The organism is Acinetobacter sp. YH12106 (genome assembly GCF_013418995.1).
Taxonomy (GTDB): Bacteria; Pseudomonadota; Gammaproteobacteria; order Pseudomonadales; family Moraxellaceae; genus Acinetobacter; species Acinetobacter pseudolwoffii.
On sequence record NZ_VPAV01000003.1, the window covers coordinates 213,630 to 235,409 of the forward strand.

The following is a 21,780-nucleotide window of genomic DNA, read 5'->3' on the forward strand; positions in this document are numbered from 1 at the left end:
CTAATTGTTTTTTAAAGTAAGTCGATGACGATAAAAAATAACAAGAGATAAAAATGCCTATTCAGCCGGTTCACTTTTTTTTGCCTGGTGCAGGCTTGGCACTTCTGCTGGCGATGACGGCTTGTACTATGCCATCCAAGTCGCCAATTGCTGACAGTTATGGTTCCCAGCCACAGTTACCCAAACCAAAATCCAGCTTGCTGCCTACAGTCAATATTGCACCTGCCAAAGGTTGGCCTGAGGGCAAAATACCCACTCCGGCTACAGGTTTAAAAGTTCAGGCATTTGCCAAAGGGTTGCAGCATCCGCGCTGGCTCTATGTATTGCCAAATGGTGATGTGCTGGTGGCCGAAACCGATGCACCACCTAAGCCTGATGATAGCAAAGGAATTAAAGGCAAAATCATGAAATGGGTAATGCAGCGAGCCGGCTCATCGCATCCGAGTGCTAACCGCATTAGTCTGCTTCGTGACAATAATGGTGATGGAGTCGCTGAACAAAAAACTGTATTTTTACAGAATCTCAACTCTCCATTTGGCATGGTACTGGTCGGCAATATGTTGTATGTGGCCAATACTGATGCCCTGATGCGCTTTCCTTATCAAGCAGGTGCTACTCAAATTACTGCAACCGGCACCAAAGTACTGGATTTACCGGCGGGTCGTTTAAACCATCACTGGACCAAAAATGTCATTGCCGATCCTACGGGCAGCAAACTCTATATTACGGTAGGTTCCAACAGTAACGTAGCTGAAAATGGCTTGGATCAAGAAGAAGGTCGGGCACTGATCATGGAATTTGACCTGGCCAATACTCAAGCACGACCTTTTGCAACCGGACTTCGTAATCCGAATGGTATGGACTGGCAACCACAGAGTGGCAAACTCTGGACGGTAGTCAATGAGCGTGATGAGCTCGGCAATGATCTGGTTCCAGATTATCTCACCTCGGTTAAAGACGGTGCTTTTTATGGCTGGCCCTATAGTTATTATGGCCAACATGTAGATACACGGGTCAAGCCGCAAAACCCTGCACGGGTGGCACGGGCAATTCCACCAGACTATGCTTTGGGTAATCATACAGCATCATTGGGCTTAAGTTTTTATACAGCAGATCTAATGCCTCATTATCGAAATGGTGCACTGATTGGCCAGCATGGCTCATGGAACCGCAAACCGCATAGTGGCTATAAAGTGATTTTTGTTCCCTTTCAAAATGGCCAGCCTTTCGGTCAGCCTCAAGATGTCTTAACCGGATTTTTAAGCGAGCAGGGCAAAGCATTTGGGCGCCCTGTTGGTGTAACCGTAGATTCTGCAGGCGCTATTTTAGTGGCTGATGATGTCGGTGACGTGATTTGGCGGGTATCACCCTTGAATACGGCTGCCAAGTAGCAATCAGTTTTCACCTAAACAGCCCAAAGATGAGGGGTTTCAGTCGAGTGAAAGCTGCTGGGCAGCGCGAGTGAAAGCAAGGTCTTTTTCATAAAAACGTCAAGACGATAACTGAAAATATAAGTTCGCCAAGCTGATTTAAAATAATTTTTAAGCTGCATTTAAGCTAACTGAATTAGGCTTTTGAGATGTTTTTTAGAATGATACAGCATGCATATTTTTTTTGATAACACTAAAAAGAGCGAACACAGAGTCCAGTAAAAACTGGATATTAAAATTGCAAACACGAACACAAGAGGGTATTTAAAATGAAGTTGATGATTGCCTTTATTTTCCCCTGGTCCTTATTTATGACCATTCACAAACCGGTTGAAGCAACAATATGTCTCATGCTGCAGATTTCAATTTTAGGCTGGATTCCTGCCGCAATCTGGGCCATGTTTATTTTAGATCGAGATCAAATAACTTGAAAATTCAATGTGTATTTAAAAGAAAGTTAAAGCGATTTTCTTGTTAAGCATTTTATAGGCCTACCAGATAATGGTATGAATAAAATGAACTTTGAGAAATGACCGAGATAAATACTGAAATATAAAACTGAGAGAAAGTTTAGAAAGGATTTTAAGAGAATTATAAGTATATTTTAAGCAAAAAATTAAAGTACTCCGAAGATGCCGCTGCATGTCGTTACCCTGAACCCGATGAGTTCAAGGTGGACGCGACGCATACTTGCTGGGTTTCCTGCACGAAGGCAGGCATACACTCTAAATATGCAGAACGCATCCGGAGATATAAGTATCGGCAGGGATATAGACCCGCTGGCGAACACCTCAGAGATAAGTTAATTATAAACGATAATGTCGGTGTGGCAACTCTATGCTGTTCATGAACTGTAAACAGTTCAGCCAAATGGCCGAAGTTTAAACAGAATATGAGATTATTCTGTTAGTTCCTCAACTTCTTCTAAAATGGTTTGTAACAAACGCTCGCAATGCGCATATTGTTGAAGTGATCTGTTCATGTTCAAGACTTCCTGCATCAGCTCAAGTGCCACCATGATAATCAGCTTGCTGGGTTCCATGCGTGGTGCTTTACGACGAAATTCATCGTATTTATCATTCAATAACTGTGCCGCGCGCTCTAATTCTTCCTGCTTGTCAGGAGTAGAGGCCAAACGGAAACTATGCCCCAATACTCTGAGATCAATTGCAATTTGTTCACTCATGATGAGGCTTCCTCAGTTACTTCAGTCGGATGGGCCAGTTGTTGGATTTCTTGTGCATGATGATCCTGCGCAGTGCCGAGAATTGCCAGACGTTGAATAATCGCCTCAACTTTGGCTTTGGCATTTTCATTTTTCTGGGTTAAACGCTCAGATTCCTGATTGAGGCGCTGAATTTCCTGTTGGGCTTGACGCTGTTCGATCAGCATCTTTTCCTTCAAAACCCGCAGTTCATTTCGTTCAGCCAGAATTTCCTGAAAACGGTTTTTCAGATCGGTACAGCTTTTTTCCAGACGGCCATAACGGTCTGCCAGTGCAGTTGCATCATTATTGAGCAGTTGAAACTGGGCACGAGAATCTGTCAGCTGTTCGGTCAGGTGTTCATTTTCTTGTTGTTTTTGCGCAATCACGCTGTTCTTTTGTTCAATTTGCTGTTGATGTTGCACCATGGAAGAGTCTTGCTCTTCGCGCAAACTGGAATTCTCACTTTCAAGCCGTGCGAGTCGCGTTTTTAACACGCCAATCTGCACTTGTAGACGCTGTAATTCTTCTAACATATCGAGGTCGCACAGTGTTGCAAACAGAGGTAATATATAAGCAGTATAGAGATTGGATAAACGAATGCAAGACGATATTTCAGGTTGGACCGAATGGCACCGCAATTTTTCTTCAATTGAGGAAATTTCTAGCCCGAGTGAACTGCATGGTTTGCTGACCGGGATTGTTTGTGTCACCCAGGCACCGAGCAGTGAAGAATGGTTACAGATTTTAGAAACACTGGATGTGCCTGAACTGGATGCCGAAGCATTAGAACTGTTGACTGGCGAAGCTGAAGATGTTTTCCATGCATTGTCTGAAGATGAACTGGATTATTTACCTTTGCTTCCAGATGATGAGCATGTGCTCTCAGAACGTGTGCAGGCATTGGCGGACTGGTGCGCAGGCGTGGTGTTAGGTTTTGGTCTGGCTTCTGGTCATATTCGTCAGGACGAAGTAGAACTGATTGAACATTTACAAGATGTTGCAGCGGTTGAATTTGAAGACTCAGACGATGATGCCGAAGGTGAAGAAAGCTATCAGGAATTGTATGAATTTGTGCGCCTGATTCCAGTGAGCCTGTCTTTGGGACGTAAGAAAGTGGAGGTTGAGGAAACGCCACTCTTGCAGCAATTGACACAAAAAGTGCAGCCTCAGGTTTCTGCTACAGAGGCGCAAAGCGTGGTCGAAATTTTCTCGCCTAAACGTCCAAGCTAACTAAATAGTTAGCTATGTCATCACACTGCTTGAAATCAGGCATATATTTTGCTGTTTCATTAGAATATATGTTCTGTTTTCAAGAGAAAATTTCAATAAAAGCATGAATTGACAAGAAGTAAGGTGTAATGAAGAAATTAACACAAGCTGATTTTCAGGAACGTCGCAGTATTCTCGCAGGGGAAATTGGTTTACGCAGTATTGCGATTATCGCGACCAGTCCGGTGGCGATGCGTAACCGTGATGCAGATTATAAATACCGTGCAGACAGTAGTTTCTTCTATTTAACTGGATTTTCAGAACCTGAAGCTGTGGCTGTGATTGAAACCTTTGACACTGAAGAAGAAGGCTATAGCTATAGTTTATTCTGCCGGGAACGTAACCGGGAAATGGAAATCTGGAATGGCTATCGTGCAGGGATTGATGGGGCGATGCAGGATTATGATGCAGATGAAGCCTATCCGATTGATCTGCTAGATGAAGGAATTCTGGAAAAATTACAAAATAAAGACCAGTTATTTTATCGCATTGGCCACAACGCGGATTTTGATGCACGTGTAGCGAAATGGATTGCGACTGCAAGTGGTGAAAGCCGGCGTGGTACGTCTGCACCTGCTCAAGTGATTCAACTGGATCGTATTATTGACGAAATGCGTCTGCATAAAGATGACAATGAAATTGAACTGATGCAAATTGCTTCAGATATTTCGGCAGATGCACATACTCAAGCGATGCGAGCAGTACGTCCGGGCATGATGGAATATGCACTCGAAGCCGAGCTGAATTATATTTTCGGCAAGAATGGCGGTGTTCCGGCCTATAACAGTATTGTCGGTGGCGGTGAAAATGCCTGCATCCTGCACTACGTAGAAAATGATAAGGCACTGAAAGATGGTGATTTGGTACTGATTGATGCCGCGGCTGAATATCAGCTTTATGCTTCAGATATTACCCGTACCTTTCCAGTGAATGGTAAATTCAGTCCGGAACAGAAAGCCTTGTATAATGTGGTACTGGATGCTCAAATCGCTGCGATCAATGCCGTGCAAATTGGCAACTCCTATAAAGAACCGCACAATGTTGCTGTGCGCATCCTGGTGCAAGGTCTGCTTGATCTTGGCTTGATGCAAGGTGATATCGACGACATTATAGAAAAAGAAGCTTTCCGCCAGTTCTACATGCATGGCACGGGTCACTGGCTTGGTATGGATGTGCATGATGTTGGCGCGTATAAGGTCGATGGTGAATGGCGTCCGTATGAAGAAGGCATGGTGGTCACCGTTGAGCCGGGTGTATATATTGCACCTGATGATGAAACTGTGGATGCAAAATGGCGTGGCATTGGCATCCGGATTGAAGATGATGTCGTGGCCACTGCAAATGGCCCGTTGGTGTTAACCGCGAAAGTCGTGAAAACGGTAGAAGACATTGAAGCATTAATGGCGAAAGCACAGGCTGCTTAATTTTAGAGACATGAAAAGCCGATCCTTAGATCGGCTTTTTTTATGACTGCTCTAATAGATTTGAAGCCAGATCTTTTGAGAGATTGCGCAACGATAGTAAAAAAGATTTCAATTACATTTATCACGAACAAGTCAAATAAAACTCACCCAGTTAAAATTTGCAGCTTAAAAATTGACAGGAATTCAACACAGAAAATCGGTTTTTAGCATCAAAGCTACATATTAAATGCGCTTTGCTTCTCATACTTTCTCTGATCCTTAAATAAACTTAAAGAACAGCAGGAGAAGACTTATGAGACTAAATACGATTGACTGGATTGCTTACGCTTTAACAATTATTGGTGGCATCAATTGGGGTTTAATTGGTGCATTCGACTTTAATTTGGTTGCTACAATCTTTGGTGATATGACTGCGCTTTCTCGAATTGTTTATGTACTGGTTGGTTTGTCGGCATTGTACCTGATCTATACCGGTACGAAATTAGGAAAAACAGTGCATCACACTGAGCCGCATAGCCGAGTGGTGCGTTAATACGCCAACGATTAATCTATATGACTTACATCCCTACAAGGTTGATTTTAAATAATTAAAATTCGGCTTGAGTGGATGGAATAGTTATCAATAAAACGGAGCTGAGGCTCCGTTTTTATTATGGTGATTTGAGCTAGATGACTGGCTGACAGAGACGGCATTTTGGGTGTTTGGATAGCCATAAAATAGCGGAGTTATGAGGAAAAAACGTCCATAAACAAATGATTTTTTTACCTCCAAGCTGTAGATCTTAGTTCTCCTTAAAAGCTAAGCGACGATTTAAAAAAATAAATGTTGTGCCAATTTTAGTCATACAAAACTATAAATTTAGCTGAAAGTTACAGTTCTTATCTAAAATTTAAGTCTGCATTATTTACTATCATTCTGATTCATTGCATGATCTGAATGAGTCGAAAAATTAATCTTTAAAACTACAAAAGCATATATCTGAATATCTTTGATTCTGAGTAAATAGCCCATGCTCTTAAACGCTCTACCGGTATTTAATCGAAATGTCGCGACTTTAATTGGTCTTTCTGCGGTCATCTTCTGGAGTACGAATGTTGGCTTAATTCGTAGTGTCAGTGAGAGTTTTGGAGCGGTCGCAGGTGCTGCCCTGATTTACAGTATGGCATCCATTATTTTATTTTTTACCATCAGTCTACCCAAGCTTTCTACTATTCCAAAGCCTTATTTATGGTGGGGAAGTCTTTTATTTGTTGCTTATGAATTATGTTTTGCCCTTTCTATTGGTTATGCTCAAAATAGTCGGCAAGCCATTGAAGTAGGGATGATTAATTATCTATGGCCGACTTTTACCTTATTATTTGCAATCATTTTTAACAACGTTAAAGCCAATCTCTTAATTCTTCCTGGTTGCCTATTGGCCTTGGTTGGAATTTGTTGGGTTTTAGGCGGAGATACCGGCTTTGATCTCTTACAAATATGGAGCAATTTGAAAGCTAATCCTCTTAGTTATGGTTTAGCTTTTGCTGCAGCGGTTTTGTGGGCTGCATATTGTTCCGTGACCGTAAAAACTTCTCAAGGTAAAAACTTGGTCACGATATTCTTTGCCCTTGCTGCGGTTGTGCTCTGGATCAAATATTTCCTGATGAATGGAGCAGCGCTTAATTTTACTTATGATAATACCGTCACTTTGATTATGGCAGCCGGAGCTTTAGGTTTGGGATATGGTGCCTGGAATATTGGAATTATTTCTGGAAACATGACATTAATGGCGGGTGCTTCCTATTTTACTCCGGTGTTATCTGCTTTATTTGCAGCATTATTGCTGAGTACGTCTTTGTCTTTTGGTTTTTGGCAGGGTGTGGCAATGGTTACGGCTGGAGCAATTCTGTGCTGGTTGGCCACCCGGAAACAATAAACATCAGAGGCGAGACACGCTATTTCATTATAAAAAAGAATTTTTTTGAGCTAATATAAAATCCATCATGATTATAAGTATCTATTGACTTAGATACGACATTGAAAGGATTACAGCATGCAACAAGAAGTCATCATTGTCGGTGGTGGTATGGTGGGCTTAAGCCTCGCACTGATGTTGGCGAAAACCAATATTGCAGTCAAACTTTTGGAAGCCATCAAATATCCAGATTATGATGATGAACATCTTGCCCCGTATCATTCCAGTTTTGATGCGCGTAACAGTGCCTTGTCGCGCCGTAGTGTACAGATCTATCAGGAACTCGGCCTTTGGGATGCACTACAGCAACATGCCACACCAATTCTGGAAGTCAATATTACCGAACAAGGCAGCTTTGGTAAGGCATGCCTAAAAGCAGAACAGGAAAAAGTCGAAAGTTTCGGTCAGGTGATTGAAAATGCCTGGCTCGGCCGTGTGCTGCTGACCCAAGTGAAACAACAGCCGCTGATTGAACTGATTGATGGTGTACAAGTCACATCGCTGACCCAAGATGCCGATTGTGCTTATATTCAGGCGCAGCGTGGTGAGTCTGAGCTGACTTTACAATCTAAACTGGTCATTGCCGCAGACGGTCGTGATTCTTTCTGCCGTAAAGCATTGGGCATTGGTACTTCAGAACACGATTATAATCAGGTCGCGATCGTGACTACAGTACAAACCTCGAAGCCCCATGGTCATGTCGGTTTTGAGCGTTTCAGTCATTTAGGCCCTTTGGCGTTATTGCCATTGCCGGGTGAATATCGCCGTTCCGTTGTCTGGCCGATAAAAAAAGGCACAGAAGGTGAATGGTTGGGCGATGAAAATGATCAGCATTTTCTTGATGCCTTGCAAGAGACCTATGGCGATCGTGCCGGAAAATTCCAGAAAACCGGTCGCCGTTTTAGCTTCCCATTGTCTCAAGTCCTGGCAGAAAAACAGGCCGTTGGCCGTGTGGTATTGATGGGCAATGCTGCACATACCATCCATCCTGTAGCCGGACAGGGCTTTAACCTGTGTATGCGCGATGCTTATGTGCTTAATCGCTATTTGGCAGAGCAGCTTGAGCAGGGTGCTGATTTAGGTGATGCAGCCATGCTACAGGACTACGAAAAATCACGCCTGAAAGATCAGCAGCGGGTCATTAAATTCTGTGATTCAGTGGTACGCGGTTTTAGTAACCAGAATCCATTCCTCAAACTGATGCGTAACACAGGCTTAATCTGCTTTGAAAATATTCCAGGCATTAAACCCCTGGTTGCGAATTATGCCATGGGATTAAAAGCATGAGCTTAAATCAAAATAACGAAATCTTGGATGTGGTCATTATTGGCGGTGGACTGGTTGGTGGACTGACTGCACTTCTGCTGGCGCAAGGTGGTGTGCAGCCTACAGTTTTAGACGCTGCCCCAATTTTAGATGCAGATAAGGCATTAGGTGTAGCGAATCCACGTGTTTTGGCGCTGAGTCAGGCAACCATTCACCTATTAAAAATAGTCGGTGTATGGGAAAAACTGGCACGTCAGCAGCCTTATACCGGTATGCAGGTCTGGAATAAAAATGGCTATGGTGATATTAATTTCGGCCAGCCTTCAGAAAAAATACCCTCAGTAGAACAGGCCTTAGGTTCGATGGTGGAACCGAGTATCCTGAATCTGGCTATTCAGCAAAAGATGCTTGACGCTGTACAGGATTACCGTACCGAAGTTAAAGTCAGCCGGGTAGAACGCGGAGTCGGTGTCTGGATCATTCATCTGGCCGATGGCACACAGCTTAAAACCAAGCTGGTGATTGGTGCAGATGGTGCCAACTCCTTTGTCCGTGAGCAAGCTTTCATCGATATTGATGTACTGGACTATAAACAGGCCGGGATCAGCTGTGCGATTCAAACTGTACAGCCCCATCAGCATATGGCGCGCCAGATTTTTCTGGAAACTGGCCCTCTGGCTTTTTTACCGATGGCCAGCTTAAAAAAAGAAGAGCAGGGACATTGGCAATCCATCGTCTGGACTTTGCCGGATGATTATGCTGAAGAATATGCAGGGTTGTCAGATGCTGACTTTACACAGCTATTGACCCGTGAAAGTCATCATATGCTCGGTGAGGTCGTACAAGCGACACCACGTGCGACTTTTCCATTAAAAGCACGTGCCGCCCAACACTATGTTCAAGATGGTCTGGCTTTGATTGGTGATGCTGCCCATGTGATTCATCCGCTGGCAGGTCAAGGGGTGAATATTGGCTGTCTGGATGCTGCCGTGCTCTGTGATGTATTGCTGCATGATCAGTCACGTGGTGTTTGGGCACATGAGCAAAGCCTGAAGCGTTATGAGCACCGCCGTAAAGGACAAAACGATGCCATGATGCACAGCATGTCTGCGATTGGCTGGATGGAAACGACTTCATTTTTCCCGATGGTTTGGGCACGTAATTTCGGTCTGAAACAGGTAGAAAATCAGCCAATGTTAAAAGATGCATTTATGGCACAGGCCAATGGTCTGAGTTTACTTAAAGACACACGCTATGCAGCTTAACGTTGAAATGTAAATTTTTTAAACAAACATCCATAAAGAGTAACGATTTTGTTTAAAAAAAATACGATTTTTTAATATTTGGTACTAGGCGAATGCCACATAGATTGCTAAATTTCACTTAATTCGACACCTGGCTTTAAATACAAAGCGAGCGCTCATTTTGGGGGAGATGCAAATGACAGACATGAATGATTATGACGACGACGTTGAAGATTCAATCGTTGACGATGATGAAGCAAAAGCAGCTGAAAAAGGCGCAACAGAGAGTACAGAGGTCGTCAATGATAACGATCTTGCAGAAGCTGAAACTTTGACAGTGACTGCAAAGTTAAAGAAGCGTCAGGCACTTGAAGACGAAATTGCGGCTTTTCTCGCAAGTGGCGGCCGTATCGTTGAAGTACCGGCAGATGAGTCAGTAGCTAAAGAATAAGTCATTCCTTGACTTGGCTTTATAAAAAAACACCACATCAGTTGTGGTGTTTTTTTTGCAAAAATAAAAGTGATAGATAGCTAGAATATTAATCGTTGGCTGATGTCAGTTCTAAAGCACGTTGATAAGCCACTTTCTTTTTGATACCGGTTAAATCTGCTGCCAGTTGTGAAGCTGCTTTGACTGACAGATCCTGTAATAAGCGATTCAATAATTTATCCAGCTTTTCCTGATCCAGATCTTTTTCTTCGGTTGCTCCGCCAATCACCAGAACAATTTCACCTTTTTGCTGATTATGATCATTAGCAATGAATTCGACCAGTTCACCTAAAGTCATTTTCTTGATGGTTTCAAAAGTCTTGGTAATTTCACGCGCGAAGCCAACAGGACGGTCTGCTCCAAATATGCTCGCCATATCTTTAACGCATTCCAGAATCCGGTGCGGTGCTTCATAGAAAATTAAGGTCTGGGTTTCATCTTTGAGTTTTTCCAGATTCAGCAGGCGCTGACTTTGTCTGGATGGCAGAAAGCCTTCAAAACTGAAACGGTCACTCGGCAAGCCGACCGCACTTAAGGCCGCAATCGCAGCACAAGCACCGGGCACAGGAATAACACGGATATTATGCGCTTGAGCAGCCCGAACAAATTTAAAACCAGGATCGCTAATCAGGGGCGTGCCAGCATCACTGATCAGGGCCATATCTTCGCCATTGAGCAGACGCTGGATCAGCTGCTCAATTTTGTTGCTTTCATTATGTTCATGACATGCAGTCAAAGGTGTTTGAATATTAAAGTGTTTAAGCAACTGTGCCGAAGTTCGTGTATCCTCAGCAGCAATCAGACTCACCGACTTCAACACCTGAATTGCACGATAACTAATATCATCTAAGTGCCCGATTGGAGTCGCAACAACAAATAACTGAGCACTCATAGGTTTCTCCATGTGGAATAAATTGAATAATAAAAAATGGAAGATGAAAAATAAAATATTAGGCTTGTGTTTAGTCAGCTGCATCAGCAGCGTTCAAGCAGAAGTGTTGATCATTCTACCCGAATCCGGGCCTTTGGCGCGAGCTGCATCGAGTATCAAACAGGGTTTTCTCAGTGCCTATACCGCTTCAGGACACAAGATTCCGCTGAAATGGGTCAATGCCAATCAGAAAAATATCTCCCAGCTACTTAAACAGCATGTCAATAAAAAGACCAGAATGGTGGTGGGGCCATTGGCACGTAGCGACGTGGAACAACTGCTGCACAGCAAACCCAAAGTACGTACCCTCAGCCTGAATGAAGTGGCTGATGTCTCTCCCAATGTCTGGCAGTTCAGTCTATCCAAGAAAGATGATGCCGCTGCCTTAAAAGCACTTTTATTCAAAGACGGGATTCGGCAACTGCTGATTTTACGCCAGCCGGGCAGTGAAGCGGAGCATGAACTGTTGTTGATGTCCTTGCTGAGCCAGAGTGATCTGAAATTTAAAATCGTAGATAAACCACCACGATTTTTAATGCCCAAGCAGGGATTATTGTTTCTGGGCAATGCAGAATGGATGGCTGTCATGCCTGAATTAAATCGTTCACGGATGTATACCGTAGCCAATGCCATGAGCGAACAGCACAAGCTGCCACAAGGGATCAAGTTTTGTGATGTTCCAGTGCTTTACTTAGCGGATTGGCCGGATGTGCTGCAAGCTTATGCCAAGGAACCGGTTAATCTGTCTTATCAGCGCCTGATTGCTTTTGGCGGCGATGCCTGGCACATCACCCAGCAGTATTTATCTCAGCCGCGGCTGCAAACGATTGAATTTCAGGGCAGAACCGGCCGGATTCAGATCACTGAACACGGTGTCCAGCGTACTCCGCAATGTTTTCAGTACAGTGGCACAGGTGTAAAGCTGCTCTAACAGGGAAAGAGAATAATGCGACAGCAATTAGGTACATGGGCAGAACAGCAAGCCGCCCAACTGATGCAGCAGCAGGGATTTCAATTGCTTACAGCCAATTATCACAGCCGTTATGGTGAACTGGATCTGATTCTGGTACGTGAACAGGAGCTGATCTTTGTTGAAGTCAAAGCTCGTGCACACACCGGATATGCGCAAGCGATCGAGTCGGTGTCGAAAGCAAAACAGGGCAAGATGCTCAAGACGGCAATGTGCTTTATTCAGAAAAATCCACAATTTGCACACTATTACTATCGTTTTGACGTGATTTGTTTTGATTTTAAACAGCAATTTGCAAAAACCCTACAGCATGACTTTTCGCAATACCCTTATGATCTGGAATGGATTGAAAATGCTTTTACTTTTGATCAAGAGTTTATTAATCTGTGAATAAAATAAGGTCTAAAGATGCTTATATTTGCCTCAAGATCATTGTAAAGTTCAAGCAGAGTTGCCATGATCTGAGCTTAAAGACAGATTATTAGATTGAAAAAGACGTAATAAAATGAAGGAGTCTTGCTGAGTGGTTAAGCGTATTGCAATAACAATGCTGTGTGTCGCAAGTTTATCAGGTTGTGCCAGTTTTATTTCTAGCGGCACAGGTACGGCTCCTGTAGGAACTGAGAGTGGGGCGCGTACCTTGGGGCAGGTGTTTATTGATTCCTCGATTGTCCGTACTGCAAAAATTAATCTTTATAAACTAGATTCGCGCTTCAAACAGGCTCGGGTCAATATTGAAAGTTTTCATGGCAATGTCTTGCTGACCGGTCAGGTGCCCGATGCACATCTCAAGCAGCTGGCAGAAGACAATGTCAAATCTATGAGCGATGTCAAAGCGGTACATAATTTTATTACTGTAGGCAACCAGATCAGCTATAGCACCATCATGCAGGATACTGCGGTCACAGCGAATACTCGCGGCCTGATCATGAAAGCCACTGTGGTTGCGGACAGTAAAGTACATGTACATACTGAAGATGGCGTCCTGTATGTGATGGGACGTTTGAACAGCGCAGAAATTGCTGACCTGAATCAGGTATTGCAGCAAGTGGGCAATGTCACCAAAATTGTGACCCTGATTGATAATGTTGAACAGTCTTCAAATCTGAGCAGTCAGAACTTTGCAGCACCTGCTTATGCACAGCCCGGTATCGAACAGACGCCGGTTGCGATAGATCCTGATACGGTTGAACCAACCGATGCTCCATAAGGTCGGTCATTTTAAAAACCAATTGTCGAATCAGATTCTGGAAGTCCAGCAACGCTATAAAGCATTTAGACTCTATGATTTTGGCAGTTATGCGTTGAATCGTTTAACGCCTAAACAGGGTTACACGATCGAAACTCAGCTGGCTTATGGTCTAAAATCACGGCAACGCTTTGATCTGTTCCGTAGCCAGCAGCCTTTGCCCCATCGCCCCCTGATTGTTTTTGTACATGGCGGCGCGTGGTTGCATGGGGATAAAAAGGATTATCAGTTCATTGGTGAGGCCTTTGCCAAAGAAGGCTATGATGTGGTGGTGATGAATTATCATCTGGCACCACAACATATTTTCCCAGCCTATATTCATGATCTGCATTTATTATTGAACCACTTGCAGCAGTCTGCCGGCCGGTTAGATATCTGTGCTGAAAACCTGGTTTTGATGGGACATTCGGCTGGGGCATTCAATGTCATGTCTGCACTGTATCATCCGCAATCTGCCAGCATTGACCACAGTCTAATCCGTGCGATTATTGGTCTGGCGGGGCCTTATCATTTTGATTATAAAAATGATCCGATTTGTGCTGATGCTTTTGATCAGACGGTGCCATATCAGCAGGTCATGCCTTATTATTTTGTTAAAAATAGCCCAACCCGACATTATCTGTTTATTGCCGAAAAGGACAACATCGTTGGCCATTTTAATAGTCAGGATCTAGATCGGGTATTGCGAGAAAAGGGCAATCATAGCCATTTGATTCATATTCCGAAACTTGGCCATATTACAATCGTAGGTTCATTATCTAGTTTGTTCAGTCGCTATTTCCAGACCAAAGCGCAGGTGCTTTGGGCACTCGAGGATGCATTTAGATCTCGAGACTGATAGCGGGATTTAACCCAGTAGTAAGGCATAAAAAAGAATCCAGGAGATTATCTCCCTTGGATTCTTTTTTTATTGGTTCAGCCAAACTTGAGCTCAATAAGAGCTAGAGCCAGGTCTTGGTATCGTCTGCGACAGCCGTACCTTGAGTCACATGCATAATCATGGCATGGGCAATACTGCCCTTGAACGGAATTTCAGGCAGCTGATCGAATTTAAAGAATCGCGCATCGCTAATTTCTTCTTGCTGTAATTCGATTTCACCCGCGGCATATTCAGCCTTGAAGGCAATCATCAGATTGCTTGGAAACGGCCAGGGCTGGCTAGCCAGATACTGAATATTCTTGAGCTCTAAACCGACTTCTTCCAGCGTTTCACGACGTACTGCCTCTTCCAGCGTTTCGCCAACTTCAACAAAACCGGCAATCAGGCCATACATCTGGCTTTTGGTATTACGCGCGTTTTTGGCCAGCAAAATTTCGTCTTCACCCCGGGTAATGACAGTAATGACACAAGGCTGAACCCGTGGATACTGACGATAATTGCAGGATGGACAGAGCATCGCATGTTCAAGCGGATGTGCTTCGGTGGCCGTACCGCAATGACTACAAAATTTGTGATTCCGGCGCCATTCTAAAAGTTGTACCGCACGGCTGGCCTGTTCGAATTGCTGGGTATTCCAGAACTGTAATAACTGGCGGATGGGTACCAGTTGCAAGCCTGCAGGAATCGGCTCATCGGGAAGCAGGTCACGGGCAATCACTTGATCACCCGTGTGGAGTAACAAATCACTTGCGAGGGCTTCAACCTGTGGAAGCTGAAAATGTTGATCGACCAGCAGTTGCTGCTGCTGAAAAATATAAGCAAGTGATAATTTGGACATTAGGCAACTATTTTGAGTTTTTCACTACTGTCCAATGCTACCTTAAACATAGCCTGTAAAACAGGCTGTTTGTTCTTTAAGTTATCAATCATCATGTCGGCACTCGCCAGAGTATCCAGAGCACGATGAATCTCTTCCGGCGTTAATGCCATTGATAGATCAATACGGTTCTTGATGAATGCTGCAGTGGTGGTGAATGCAGTACGAACATGTTCTGCATTCAGGAACAGCATCGCCCCGCCAATTTCACAGAATTGTACTGGCACAGGTTCGAGTGCAGCCAAGTCCTGATCTTGCAGATAGTTGCTCAGAATCTGGCTGGAAAGCTCGATCAGGGCCTTGGTTTCAGTGAGTAAAGCAGCATGTGCTTCATCCAGGCGGTCCAGAGAAATATTCATGTTGTTGACGCGCAGCTGCAAACGGCTCGAGGTGTGATGACGTTCTAGTACCCCAATCGAGTTCATGGCAGACAGAATCACATTCATCAACTGCTGGGCAAAACCCGGATCTTTCAGGATTTCAGTCTGGCTCAGTGAAGTAGCTTGACGGTTCAGGTCATGATAGGCTTCATTCAGGTTCAATACCTTGAAGATGTTGGCCAGATTATTGAGCTGTGTCTGCAATTCCTGAGTTTTTTCAGGACTCATGTTCTGATAGTTAAACTCGATGTCATTACGAATCTGCGCCATTTCTGTGGTCACCAGTTCGCTAATGGTATGCATGGTTTCAAAGTCTGGACCATACAGGTGGCGACTAAAGACCTGTAACTGCATATCGGTCAGCAGGTCTTCACCAATATTGAGCTGACTGCGGATATGTTGTGCAGTATCATCTTCCTGGCTGATACACAGACTCAGGACATTGGCCAGGTCTGCAAGTGAAGCCTTGAAGCTGTCCGGCGCGCCAAAATATTGTGCCATGTTGCGCTCGATACTCACCAGAGTGCGCAGACGTGGCTCATTAATCAGCAAGTGATCAATATTGCTGAATGCAACGAAAACCAGATTCCAGTACTGTTTGCTGGTGTGCGATTGAGCGAGCCCAGCCAGATAAGCCCCCACCAGTTTAATCGCCTGCAGATCCAGTTCACTTTCTTCCTGCTTGAGCAGCTTGTTCAGGGACAGCTTGTACAGGCGCTGAACATATTTGGATTTTTCCAGACCGGGTGCTTGTGGTAACTGAAAGTCAGGCGTGATCAGATCGAGCAGGGATTCAATATGCTGACCTTCACTGGTGAGCGGTTTACCCAGCGCAATTTCCAGACGGTTCAGGGTGTCGAGCAGGAACTGTGGAATTTTTACTTCACGCAGGCAGATAAATTCGATATAGCGTTTCAGCATGGTGGTCCCTTCACTCAAGGCAATGACGTCCTGCGTATTGACCTGTGCCGGGTTCCCCATAATCTTGCGCATCAGTTCTGCTGAATAATGAGCGACTTTTGCCAGGCTGGACATGTCGATGAGTGCCAGAACTTGGGCACATTGTTCGAACTGATTTAATGCATCATCAATGCCAAAAGGTAAAGTCTGATCTTCTACCAAGGTGCTTACTGCTGATTCGACTAACTTGATCGAGTTATCAACCTCATTTTTTATTATCAGTAAGGCTGTTGGATCAAAATGTATAGAGGTTTGGTAAGACATGGATCTGCACCTTTCCTGAAGTATTATCTATATATGAGCTCCGCTTAAAGCTGCGGAACCTCTTTGTATTTACTATAACTGAAGAACTGTAGTTTTTAACCTAAAGCATGCTCGGAAATGTAGATTTTATTTCGAGAAAAGGCAAGCAGTTCCATGTTTTTCTTCGAATTGTTTGATCCATTTCTCATGTTCCTGCAATTCTTGTTCTGAGGGGAGAATCACCGGCAGTTCAATTTCAACTCTGGCCATGCCTGAACGGTTGTTCTGATCGTCAGAATGAGACAAAGCATCGATATCAAAAGATACCTGTCCACCGGTCATCGCCAGATAAACATCAGACAGGATTTCCGCATCGAGCAAGGCACCGTGGAACGTACGGTCACGCTTTGGAATCTCGTAGCGGCGCACTAAGGCATCCAGCGAGTTTTTCTGCCCCGGATGCTTGGACTTGGCCATTGCCAGGGTATCGGTTACTTCACAAACTTCGGACAGGGCTTTAAAACCTGCCCGTTTGAATTCCATATCCAGGAAGTTCATATCGAAGCTGGCGTTATGCGCGATAATTTCGGCACCGTGCAAATAGTCAAACAATACTTGAGAGATTTCCTCAAATAACGGTTTGTCTTGCAGGAACTCATCGGTAATGCCGTGGACATTGACCGAGTCGCCGACCGGTGTTTTCGGATTGATATAGATATGAATCGAGCTGCCGGTCAGTTTGCGGTTGATCATTTCCAGCGCGCCAACTTCAATAATCCGGTCACCATCCTGATAATAAAAACCGGTGGTTTCGGTATCCAGAATCAATTGTCTCGGGCCATGCAATTGTAAGGTTGCGGGGGTAATCACAATCTGGGGATGTAGTTGCGAACTATTGGCAACGGTTGCATCCACCTCTTGAAGCGCTGGATCACTTTGCTCGGTGTCGGCAACTTCATTCAATTCAATGATTTCTTCTTCCTGCATATCGTCCAGCTCTTCTTCGCTCTCGGCCAGATCCAGACCAAAAGGATCATCTAGCAGCCAGTCGGGTTCAGATTTTTTTTTATCTTCAGATATTGAAGGGCTTTGCTTGGATTTTTTCAGGGTTTCATCGGCGCCCTGATTGGCCAGCTGATCGGCCATTTCATTGCCGGCATGCCCGGCGTGACCCTTGATCCAGTGCCACTCAATCTCTCGTCCCTGACAGACTGCATCCAGTTTTTGCCACAGGTCAGGGTTTTTGACGTCTTTCCAGTTTTTCTTTTTCCAGCCGTGAATCCATTCGGTAATGCCTTGTTTGACATAATTGGAATCGGTATAGATCACCAGCTTATCCTGTTTGTCACAGAACAGAATGCCTTCGATGGCAGCCGTCAGTTCCATGCGGTTATTGGTGGTATGGTCTTCACCGCCACAGATTTTGTGTTCTTGCTGGCCGTTAATAATGTACGCACCCCAACCGCCTAAACCCGGGTTGCCGCGACAAGCGCCATCAACATAAAGTGTGATAGTGTGTGACATAAATTAAAATCCGATCAAAAGAGAACACGCTGGAAGGCTTATTGTATAGCGCAAATGCAGTCGATCAATCTCTATGTCCCGGATTTTTTAATTTCTTGTAACATTTAACGTGAAATCACGGTAAATTATTGCCTTGTGTCTGCAACATGCTTCACTACAATGGCATATCTAAAAAATAAATTTATATACGAGTTGTTTGGATTTCTTTATGTATAAACCAACCGCAATCTTGTGGCAGCCGACATTACCAACATTTTTAAAATCTTCTGTACTGGGAACTGCACTTGCTTCTCTGGGATTGACGGGCTGTTCATCTACGCAAAGTACATCCCAAACAGCAGCAAGCAAGCAAGTTGGATCACAATATCTGGATGCAAGCGGTCTGGATGGACTGGAAGATCTGCTTTCTGCAACCGATATGCGTGCAGTTGAAGGCGACCGTTTACTGGTTCTGAAACATGGTGATGTCTGGAAACGCATGACTGTGGGTTTCAAGATGGATTTAAGTGTCTGGAATCCGCGGATTGATGCGCAGCGCGGCTGGTTTATTTCACGTCAGCCTTATCTGGATCGTTTAAGTGCGCGTGCCTCACGTTATTTATATTACACGGTAAAAGAAGCAGAACGCCGTGGTATGCCGACCGAGCTGGCGCTATTACCGATTATTGAAAGTTCCTATGACCCGGCAGCGACCAGTAGTGCGGCAGCGGCAGGTTTATGGCAGTTTATTCCAAGCACAGGCCGTATTTATGGTTTAAAGCAGACCCCTTTATACGACGGTCGTCGTGATGTGGTGGAATCGACTCGTGCAGCCTATGAGTTTTTAGGCAGTTTATATAACCAGTTTGGTTCTTGGGAGCTGGCGCTGGCGTCTTATAATGCTGGCCCGGGACGTATTCAGCAGGCGATTAACCGCAATAAGGCAGCAGGTCTGCCGACCGACTATTGGTCACTCAAATTGCCACAAGAAACCATGAGCTATGTGCCACGTTTCCTGGCAGTTGCACAAATTATTAAAACTCCAGGTCAGTATGGGGTGAGCCTGCCACCAATTGCCAACCGTCCGCATTTCCGTGAAGTGCCTGTAGGCGTGGCCAATTTAAATGAAATTGCAGCCATCACCGGTTTGAGCCGTGCGGAGCTGTATCAATTGAACCCGGGGCATCGTGGTGATCATATTGACCCTACCAGTCCGCGTCGTATTTTGATTCCTGCTGACCTCAGTCCTTCAGTTGATGAAAAGCTGAAAAAACTATCTGGTTCCGGCGGATTATCTGCGAGTAGTGCCAGCAATCTGCCGAAAAACACCACCCCAGTGGTGCCGACCAAAGCTGCGCCTCCCGTATTAAATGCGAAAACGATTACACCGGCAAAACAGACTCCACCCGTTCTTGCCAGTACTCGGCCTGCAACGACTGCACCTGTGGTGACAACGGCAAATACAGTGGCACAGACCACGAAAAAGATTTCAACGCCTAGAGGCTCATCTGCCTTGGCCAGTTTTGCTGCCCAAAGTGATTTGCCGATTCCAAGTGCGCCACGTATTCCGGTCGCAGTGACACCGGCAGCGCCAGCGAAACAGATTCAGGTCGAACCACCGATTTCTGCAGCCGAGCGTCAGCAAGTTCAGCAGGTCGTCACCACGCAGGAAACTGACAAAACTGTGGATGACGTTCTGCAGCCTGTTGCAACACCGGCAGAGCAGGCTCAGGTAGTTGAAGAGCTGAAAGCATTGGCGCCGGCAGGCACAGAAATTGTCGATCCTTATGATGGTAAAATCAAGCTGACGGCTATTCAAACCAGCCTGTCTGTGGCTGAGCAGCAAGGCAAGGAACTTACCAAAGGCTTCTCTTATCCGAAAGAAGTTGCTGACAATACCACAGCGACTTCGGTCGAAGCCCAGTTGAACCAGGGTAAAAATTACGTCAAGACTGATTCTGAAGTGGTGGTGGTCGCGCCTAAGGGCAAGCGTAGTACCTATAAGGTTTTACCGGGGGATAATCTGGCACTGATTGCAGCAAAAAATGGGGTGAACTGGCGTGATGTAGCGAAATGGAACCAGATCGATCCAAACTCTACGCTATATGTAGGCACCACGATTTATTTGTATGATGCCAAGCCGGTGCAGGAACAAACCAAAGCCAAAGAAAAGCCGGAATCTTATGTGGTTCAGGCCAATGATTCTCTAACCAGTGTGGCAAGCCAGTTTGGTTTAAGTCTCAAACAGCTGGCTGATTTTAATGGTTTAAGTACCAACAGTGGTTTATTTGTCGGTCAGAAGCTGTCGCTGAAAGAAACGGCTGCATCTAAAGCCAAAGTAGAAGATGCTAAAAAAGCTGAAGCTGCCAAAGTTCAAACCAAATCCTATACAGTCAAGCGCGGTGAATATCTGAAACTGATTGCCGATCGTTATGGACTGTCAAATGCTGAACTGGCGTCATTCACCTCAGGTTTAACTGCGGGTAGCAGTTTGATGGTGGGACAGAAAATCAATGTGCCACTTCAGGAAGTTGAAGCACTGACCGCATCGACCCAAAAGACTGAACAGACATTTGAAAATGTTAAAGTTGATCAGACAGCAACTGAAAATTATCAGGTCAAACGCGGTGAAACCCTGTATAGCATTGCCAGTCAAAGCAAGCTCAGTGTGTCTGAGCTGGCAGCTTTAAATGGTTTTGCGGCCAATAGTGGTTTACGTATAGGCCAGACCATCAAGATTCCGGCCGGCAGTCAGGTGCCTGAAACTTATACAGTTCAATCGGGCGATACCTTGACCGGCATTGCCGCAAAATACAATCTGTCGATGGATCAGGTGGCGAGTCTGAATGGTATTTCTCGTAATGCCGGCCTGCGCGTCGGTCAGCGTTTAAAGCTGACGGGTGAGGCAGCTGAACCCGTGCGTGAGTCTGTGGCGGAAACGGTGTCGAAACATATGAAATCCGATTCGCATGTGGTGAAATCGGGTGAAACCTTAAGTTCTATTGCGCGTCAGTATCATCTTCAGGTCAAGTATCTGGCCGATTTAAATGGCCTGAATGCCAATGGCAACGTCCGTATTGGTCAGCGTTTAAAAATTGTGGGTGATGTTCCGACGGATAAAAAAGTAGAAGACGTGAAAGTGGCAGCTAAGCCTGTGTCTTCTAGAGCAACTGAATTTTATAGCGTCAAGTCAGGCGAATCCCTGAATGCGATTGCCAGCCGTTTAGGAATTACGGTCACTGAACTGGCCGAGTTAAATAATCTCAGTCCACGTGCCGGATTGCGTGTCAGTCAAACCATCCAGATTCCAAAACTGGTGACTGATTATAAAGTCAAACGCGGCGATACCTTGATCGGTCTGGCCTCACGTTACGGCATGAATAGCAATCAACTGGCGGAAATGAATGATCTCAAACCGAATACACAACTACGTATTGGGGATGTGATTAAAGTGCCAAACTAATTCATTCATCGTGAGATTTTTTAGTTTATTTGTTTTAAG

General features: G+C 44.8%; 20 protein-coding genes and 1 other RNA gene. 14 read left to right on the forward strand and 7 right to left on the reverse strand.

Annotated features, from left to right (window positions below; genetic code table 11):
• Nucleotides 1–113: 113 nt before the first annotated feature.
• Nucleotides 114–1,391: a sorbosone dehydrogenase family protein gene (locus FTU45_RS04950; RefSeq protein ID WP_257223952.1), complete on the forward strand. Its 1,278-nt coding sequence runs from the start codon at nucleotides 114–116 to the stop codon at nucleotides 1,389–1,391.
• A gap of 308 nt (nucleotides 1,392–1,699) precedes the next feature.
• Complete coding sequence (locus tag FTU45_RS04955) at nucleotides 1,700–1,861, forward strand: YqaE/Pmp3 family membrane protein (protein ID WP_005096350.1); 162 nt, start codon at nucleotides 1,700–1,702, stop codon at nucleotides 1,859–1,861.
• Nucleotides 1,862–2,050: 189 nt separating this feature from the next.
• Here FTU45_RS04955 and ssrS read toward each other — a convergent pair.
• The 3 genes from ssrS to FTU45_RS04970 all read right to left on the reverse strand — a co-directional run bounded on the left by ssrS (nucleotide 2,051) and on the right by FTU45_RS04970 (nucleotide 3,170).
• Nucleotides 2,051–2,231, reverse strand: a non-coding RNA gene (ssrS, locus tag FTU45_RS04960) — 6S RNA.
• Between the two features lie 97 nt (nucleotides 2,232–2,328).
• Nucleotides 2,329–2,616 carry a cell division protein ZapA gene (locus FTU45_RS04965; RefSeq protein ID WP_004279505.1) on the reverse strand — a complete coding sequence of 96 codons (288 nt, stop codon included), beginning with the start codon at nucleotides 2,614–2,616 and terminating at the stop codon, nucleotides 2,329–2,331.
• Nucleotides 2,613–3,170 (reverse strand): hypothetical protein, encoded by a 558-nt coding sequence (locus FTU45_RS04970; RefSeq protein ID WP_005096351.1) that lies wholly within the window; start codon nucleotides 3,168–3,170, stop codon nucleotides 2,613–2,615. Before FTU45_RS04970 ends, FTU45_RS04965 begins: the two co-directional genes overlap by 4 nt.
• A 64-nt stretch (nucleotides 3,171–3,234) precedes the next feature.
• Here FTU45_RS04970 and FTU45_RS04975 point away from each other — a divergent pair, with 64 nt between their 5' ends.
• The 7 genes from FTU45_RS04975 to FTU45_RS05005 all read left to right on the forward strand — a co-directional run bounded on the left by FTU45_RS04975 (nucleotide 3,235) and on the right by FTU45_RS05005 (nucleotide 10,246).
• A complete protein-coding gene (locus FTU45_RS04975; protein ID WP_005096352.1) occupies nucleotides 3,235–3,867 on the forward strand; it encodes a UPF0149 family protein in 633 nt (210 codons plus the stop codon).
• A gap of 128 nt (nucleotides 3,868–3,995) precedes the next feature.
• On the forward strand, nucleotides 3,996–5,330 hold the full coding sequence (pepP, locus tag FTU45_RS04980; protein ID WP_005096353.1) for a Xaa-Pro aminopeptidase: 1,335 nt from the start codon (nucleotides 3,996–3,998) through the stop codon (nucleotides 5,328–5,330).
• A 292-nt stretch (nucleotides 5,331–5,622) separates the two neighbouring features.
• Complete coding sequence (locus tag FTU45_RS04985) at nucleotides 5,623–5,862, forward strand: DUF378 domain-containing protein (RefSeq protein WP_180076039.1); 240 nt, start codon at nucleotides 5,623–5,625, stop codon at nucleotides 5,860–5,862.
• A 478-nt stretch (nucleotides 5,863–6,340) separates the two neighbouring features.
• A complete protein-coding gene (gene yddG, locus FTU45_RS04990) occupies nucleotides 6,341–7,246 on the forward strand; it encodes an aromatic amino acid DMT transporter YddG (RefSeq protein WP_180076040.1) in 906 nt (301 codons plus the stop codon).
• 117 nt (nucleotides 7,247–7,363) lie between these two features.
• A complete protein-coding gene (ubiH, locus tag FTU45_RS04995) occupies nucleotides 7,364–8,572 on the forward strand; it encodes a 2-octaprenyl-6-methoxyphenyl hydroxylase (RefSeq protein WP_180076041.1) in 1,209 nt (402 codons plus the stop codon).
• Nucleotides 8,569–9,816, forward strand: a complete 1,248-nt coding sequence (locus FTU45_RS05000; protein ID WP_180076042.1) for an FAD-dependent monooxygenase — start codon at nucleotides 8,569–8,571, stop codon at nucleotides 9,814–9,816. The genes ubiH and FTU45_RS05000 overlap by 4 nt, the downstream gene beginning before the upstream one ends.
• A 175-nt stretch (nucleotides 9,817–9,991) precedes the next feature.
• The gene (locus tag FTU45_RS05005) at nucleotides 9,992–10,246 is read left to right on the forward strand and encodes a hypothetical protein (RefSeq protein ID WP_005171865.1); all 255 of its coding nucleotides are present in this window, start codon (nucleotides 9,992–9,994) and stop codon (nucleotides 10,244–10,246) included.
• Between the two features lie 88 nt (nucleotides 10,247–10,334).
• On the opposite strand, the gene rsmI is transcribed toward FTU45_RS05005, so the two are convergent.
• Nucleotides 10,335–11,177, reverse strand: a complete 843-nt coding sequence (gene rsmI, locus FTU45_RS05010; RefSeq protein WP_005096362.1) for a 16S rRNA (cytidine(1402)-2'-O)-methyltransferase — start codon at nucleotides 11,175–11,177, stop codon at nucleotides 10,335–10,337.
• A 10-nt stretch (nucleotides 11,178–11,187) separates the two neighbouring features.
• Between rsmI and FTU45_RS05015 the strand changes: the two genes are divergently transcribed.
• From FTU45_RS05015 to FTU45_RS05030, 4 genes are all read left to right on the forward strand, one after another.
• Nucleotides 11,188–12,147 carry a penicillin-binding protein activator gene (locus tag FTU45_RS05015; RefSeq protein WP_180076043.1) on the forward strand — a complete coding sequence of 320 codons (960 nt, stop codon included), beginning with the start codon at nucleotides 11,188–11,190 and terminating at the stop codon, nucleotides 12,145–12,147.
• Nucleotides 12,148–12,162: 15 nt separating this feature from the next.
• Nucleotides 12,163–12,576 carry a YraN family protein gene (locus tag FTU45_RS05020; RefSeq protein ID WP_005096365.1) on the forward strand — a complete coding sequence of 138 codons (414 nt, stop codon included), beginning with the start codon at nucleotides 12,163–12,165 and terminating at the stop codon, nucleotides 12,574–12,576.
• A gap of 133 nt (nucleotides 12,577–12,709) precedes the next feature.
• Entirely contained in the window at nucleotides 12,710–13,396 is a 687-nt protein-coding gene (locus FTU45_RS05025; protein WP_005096366.1) for a BON domain-containing protein, read from the forward strand.
• Nucleotides 13,386–14,273 carry an alpha/beta hydrolase gene (locus tag FTU45_RS05030; protein WP_100328783.1) on the forward strand — a complete coding sequence of 296 codons (888 nt, stop codon included), beginning with the start codon at nucleotides 13,386–13,388 and terminating at the stop codon, nucleotides 14,271–14,273. The genes FTU45_RS05025 and FTU45_RS05030 overlap by 11 nt, the downstream gene beginning before the upstream one ends.
• Before the next feature lie 103 nt (nucleotides 14,274–14,376).
• On the opposite strand, the gene nudC is transcribed toward FTU45_RS05030, so the two are convergent.
• The 3 genes from nudC to dnaQ form a co-directional block, all read right to left on the reverse strand.
• Nucleotides 14,377–15,153, reverse strand: a complete 777-nt coding sequence (nudC, locus tag FTU45_RS05035; RefSeq protein WP_005096369.1) for an NAD(+) diphosphatase — start codon at nucleotides 15,151–15,153, stop codon at nucleotides 14,377–14,379.
• On the reverse strand, nucleotides 15,153–16,796 hold the full coding sequence (locus tag FTU45_RS05040) for a chemotaxis protein (protein WP_180076044.1): 1,644 nt from the start codon (nucleotides 16,794–16,796) through the stop codon (nucleotides 15,153–15,155). The genes nudC and FTU45_RS05040 overlap by 1 nt, the downstream gene beginning before the upstream one ends.
• A 126-nt stretch (nucleotides 16,797–16,922) precedes the next feature.
• Nucleotides 16,923–18,299 (reverse strand): DNA polymerase III subunit epsilon, encoded by a 1,377-nt coding sequence (gene dnaQ / locus FTU45_RS05045; protein ID WP_100328781.1) that lies wholly within the window; start codon nucleotides 18,297–18,299, stop codon nucleotides 16,923–16,925.
• Nucleotides 18,300–18,507: 208 nt separating this feature from the next.
• Here dnaQ and FTU45_RS05050 point away from each other — a divergent pair, with 208 nt between their 5' ends.
• Entirely contained in the window at nucleotides 18,508–21,741 is a 3,234-nt protein-coding gene (locus FTU45_RS05050; protein WP_180076045.1) for a LysM peptidoglycan-binding domain-containing protein, read from the forward strand.
• The last annotated feature ends 39 nt before the right edge of the window (nucleotides 21,742–21,780 follow it).

Bases quoted from the DNA above. Each gene is read 5' to 3' on its own strand.
- FTU45_RS04950 (WP_257223952.1), top strand. From the start codon at position 114: ATGACGGCTTGTACTATGCCATCCAAGTCGCCAATTGCTGACAGTTAT.
- FTU45_RS04955 (WP_005096350.1), top strand. From the start codon at position 1,700: ATGAAGTTGATGATTGCCTTTATTTTCCCCTGGTCCTTATTTATGACC.
- FTU45_RS04965 (WP_004279505.1), bottom strand. From the start codon at position 2,616: ATGAGTGAACAAATTGCAATTGATCTCAGAGTATTGGGGCATAGTTTC.
- FTU45_RS04970 (WP_005096351.1), bottom strand. From the start codon at position 3,170: ATGTTAGAAGAATTACAGCGTCTACAAGTGCAGATTGGCGTGTTAAAA.
- FTU45_RS04975 (WP_005096352.1), top strand. From the start codon at position 3,235: ATGCAAGACGATATTTCAGGTTGGACCGAATGGCACCGCAATTTTTCT.
- pepP (WP_005096353.1), top strand. From the start codon at position 3,996: ATGAAGAAATTAACACAAGCTGATTTTCAGGAACGTCGCAGTATTCTC.
- FTU45_RS04985 (WP_180076039.1), top strand. From the start codon at position 5,623: ATGAGACTAAATACGATTGACTGGATTGCTTACGCTTTAACAATTATT.
- yddG (WP_180076040.1), top strand. From the start codon at position 6,341: ATGCTCTTAAACGCTCTACCGGTATTTAATCGAAATGTCGCGACTTTA.
- ubiH (WP_180076041.1), top strand. From the start codon at position 7,364: ATGCAACAAGAAGTCATCATTGTCGGTGGTGGTATGGTGGGCTTAAGC.
- FTU45_RS05000 (WP_180076042.1), top strand. From the start codon at position 8,569: ATGAGCTTAAATCAAAATAACGAAATCTTGGATGTGGTCATTATTGGC.
- FTU45_RS05005 (WP_005171865.1), top strand. From the start codon at position 9,992: ATGACAGACATGAATGATTATGACGACGACGTTGAAGATTCAATCGTT.
- rsmI (WP_005096362.1), bottom strand. From the start codon at position 11,177: ATGAGTGCTCAGTTATTTGTTGTTGCGACTCCAATCGGGCACTTAGAT.
- FTU45_RS05015 (WP_180076043.1), top strand. From the start codon at position 11,188: ATGTGGAATAAATTGAATAATAAAAAATGGAAGATGAAAAATAAAATA.
- FTU45_RS05020 (WP_005096365.1), top strand. From the start codon at position 12,163: ATGCGACAGCAATTAGGTACATGGGCAGAACAGCAAGCCGCCCAACTG.
- FTU45_RS05030 (WP_100328783.1), top strand. From the start codon at position 13,386: ATGCTCCATAAGGTCGGTCATTTTAAAAACCAATTGTCGAATCAGATT.
- nudC (WP_005096369.1), bottom strand. From the start codon at position 15,153: ATGTCCAAATTATCACTTGCTTATATTTTTCAGCAGCAGCAACTGCTG.
- FTU45_RS05040 (WP_180076044.1), bottom strand. From the start codon at position 16,796: ATGTCTTACCAAACCTCTATACATTTTGATCCAACAGCCTTACTGATA.
- dnaQ (WP_100328781.1), bottom strand. From the start codon at position 18,299: ATGTCACACACTATCACACTTTATGTTGATGGCGCTTGTCGCGGCAAC.
- FTU45_RS05050 (WP_180076045.1), top strand. From the start codon at position 18,508: ATGTATAAACCAACCGCAATCTTGTGGCAGCCGACATTACCAACATTT.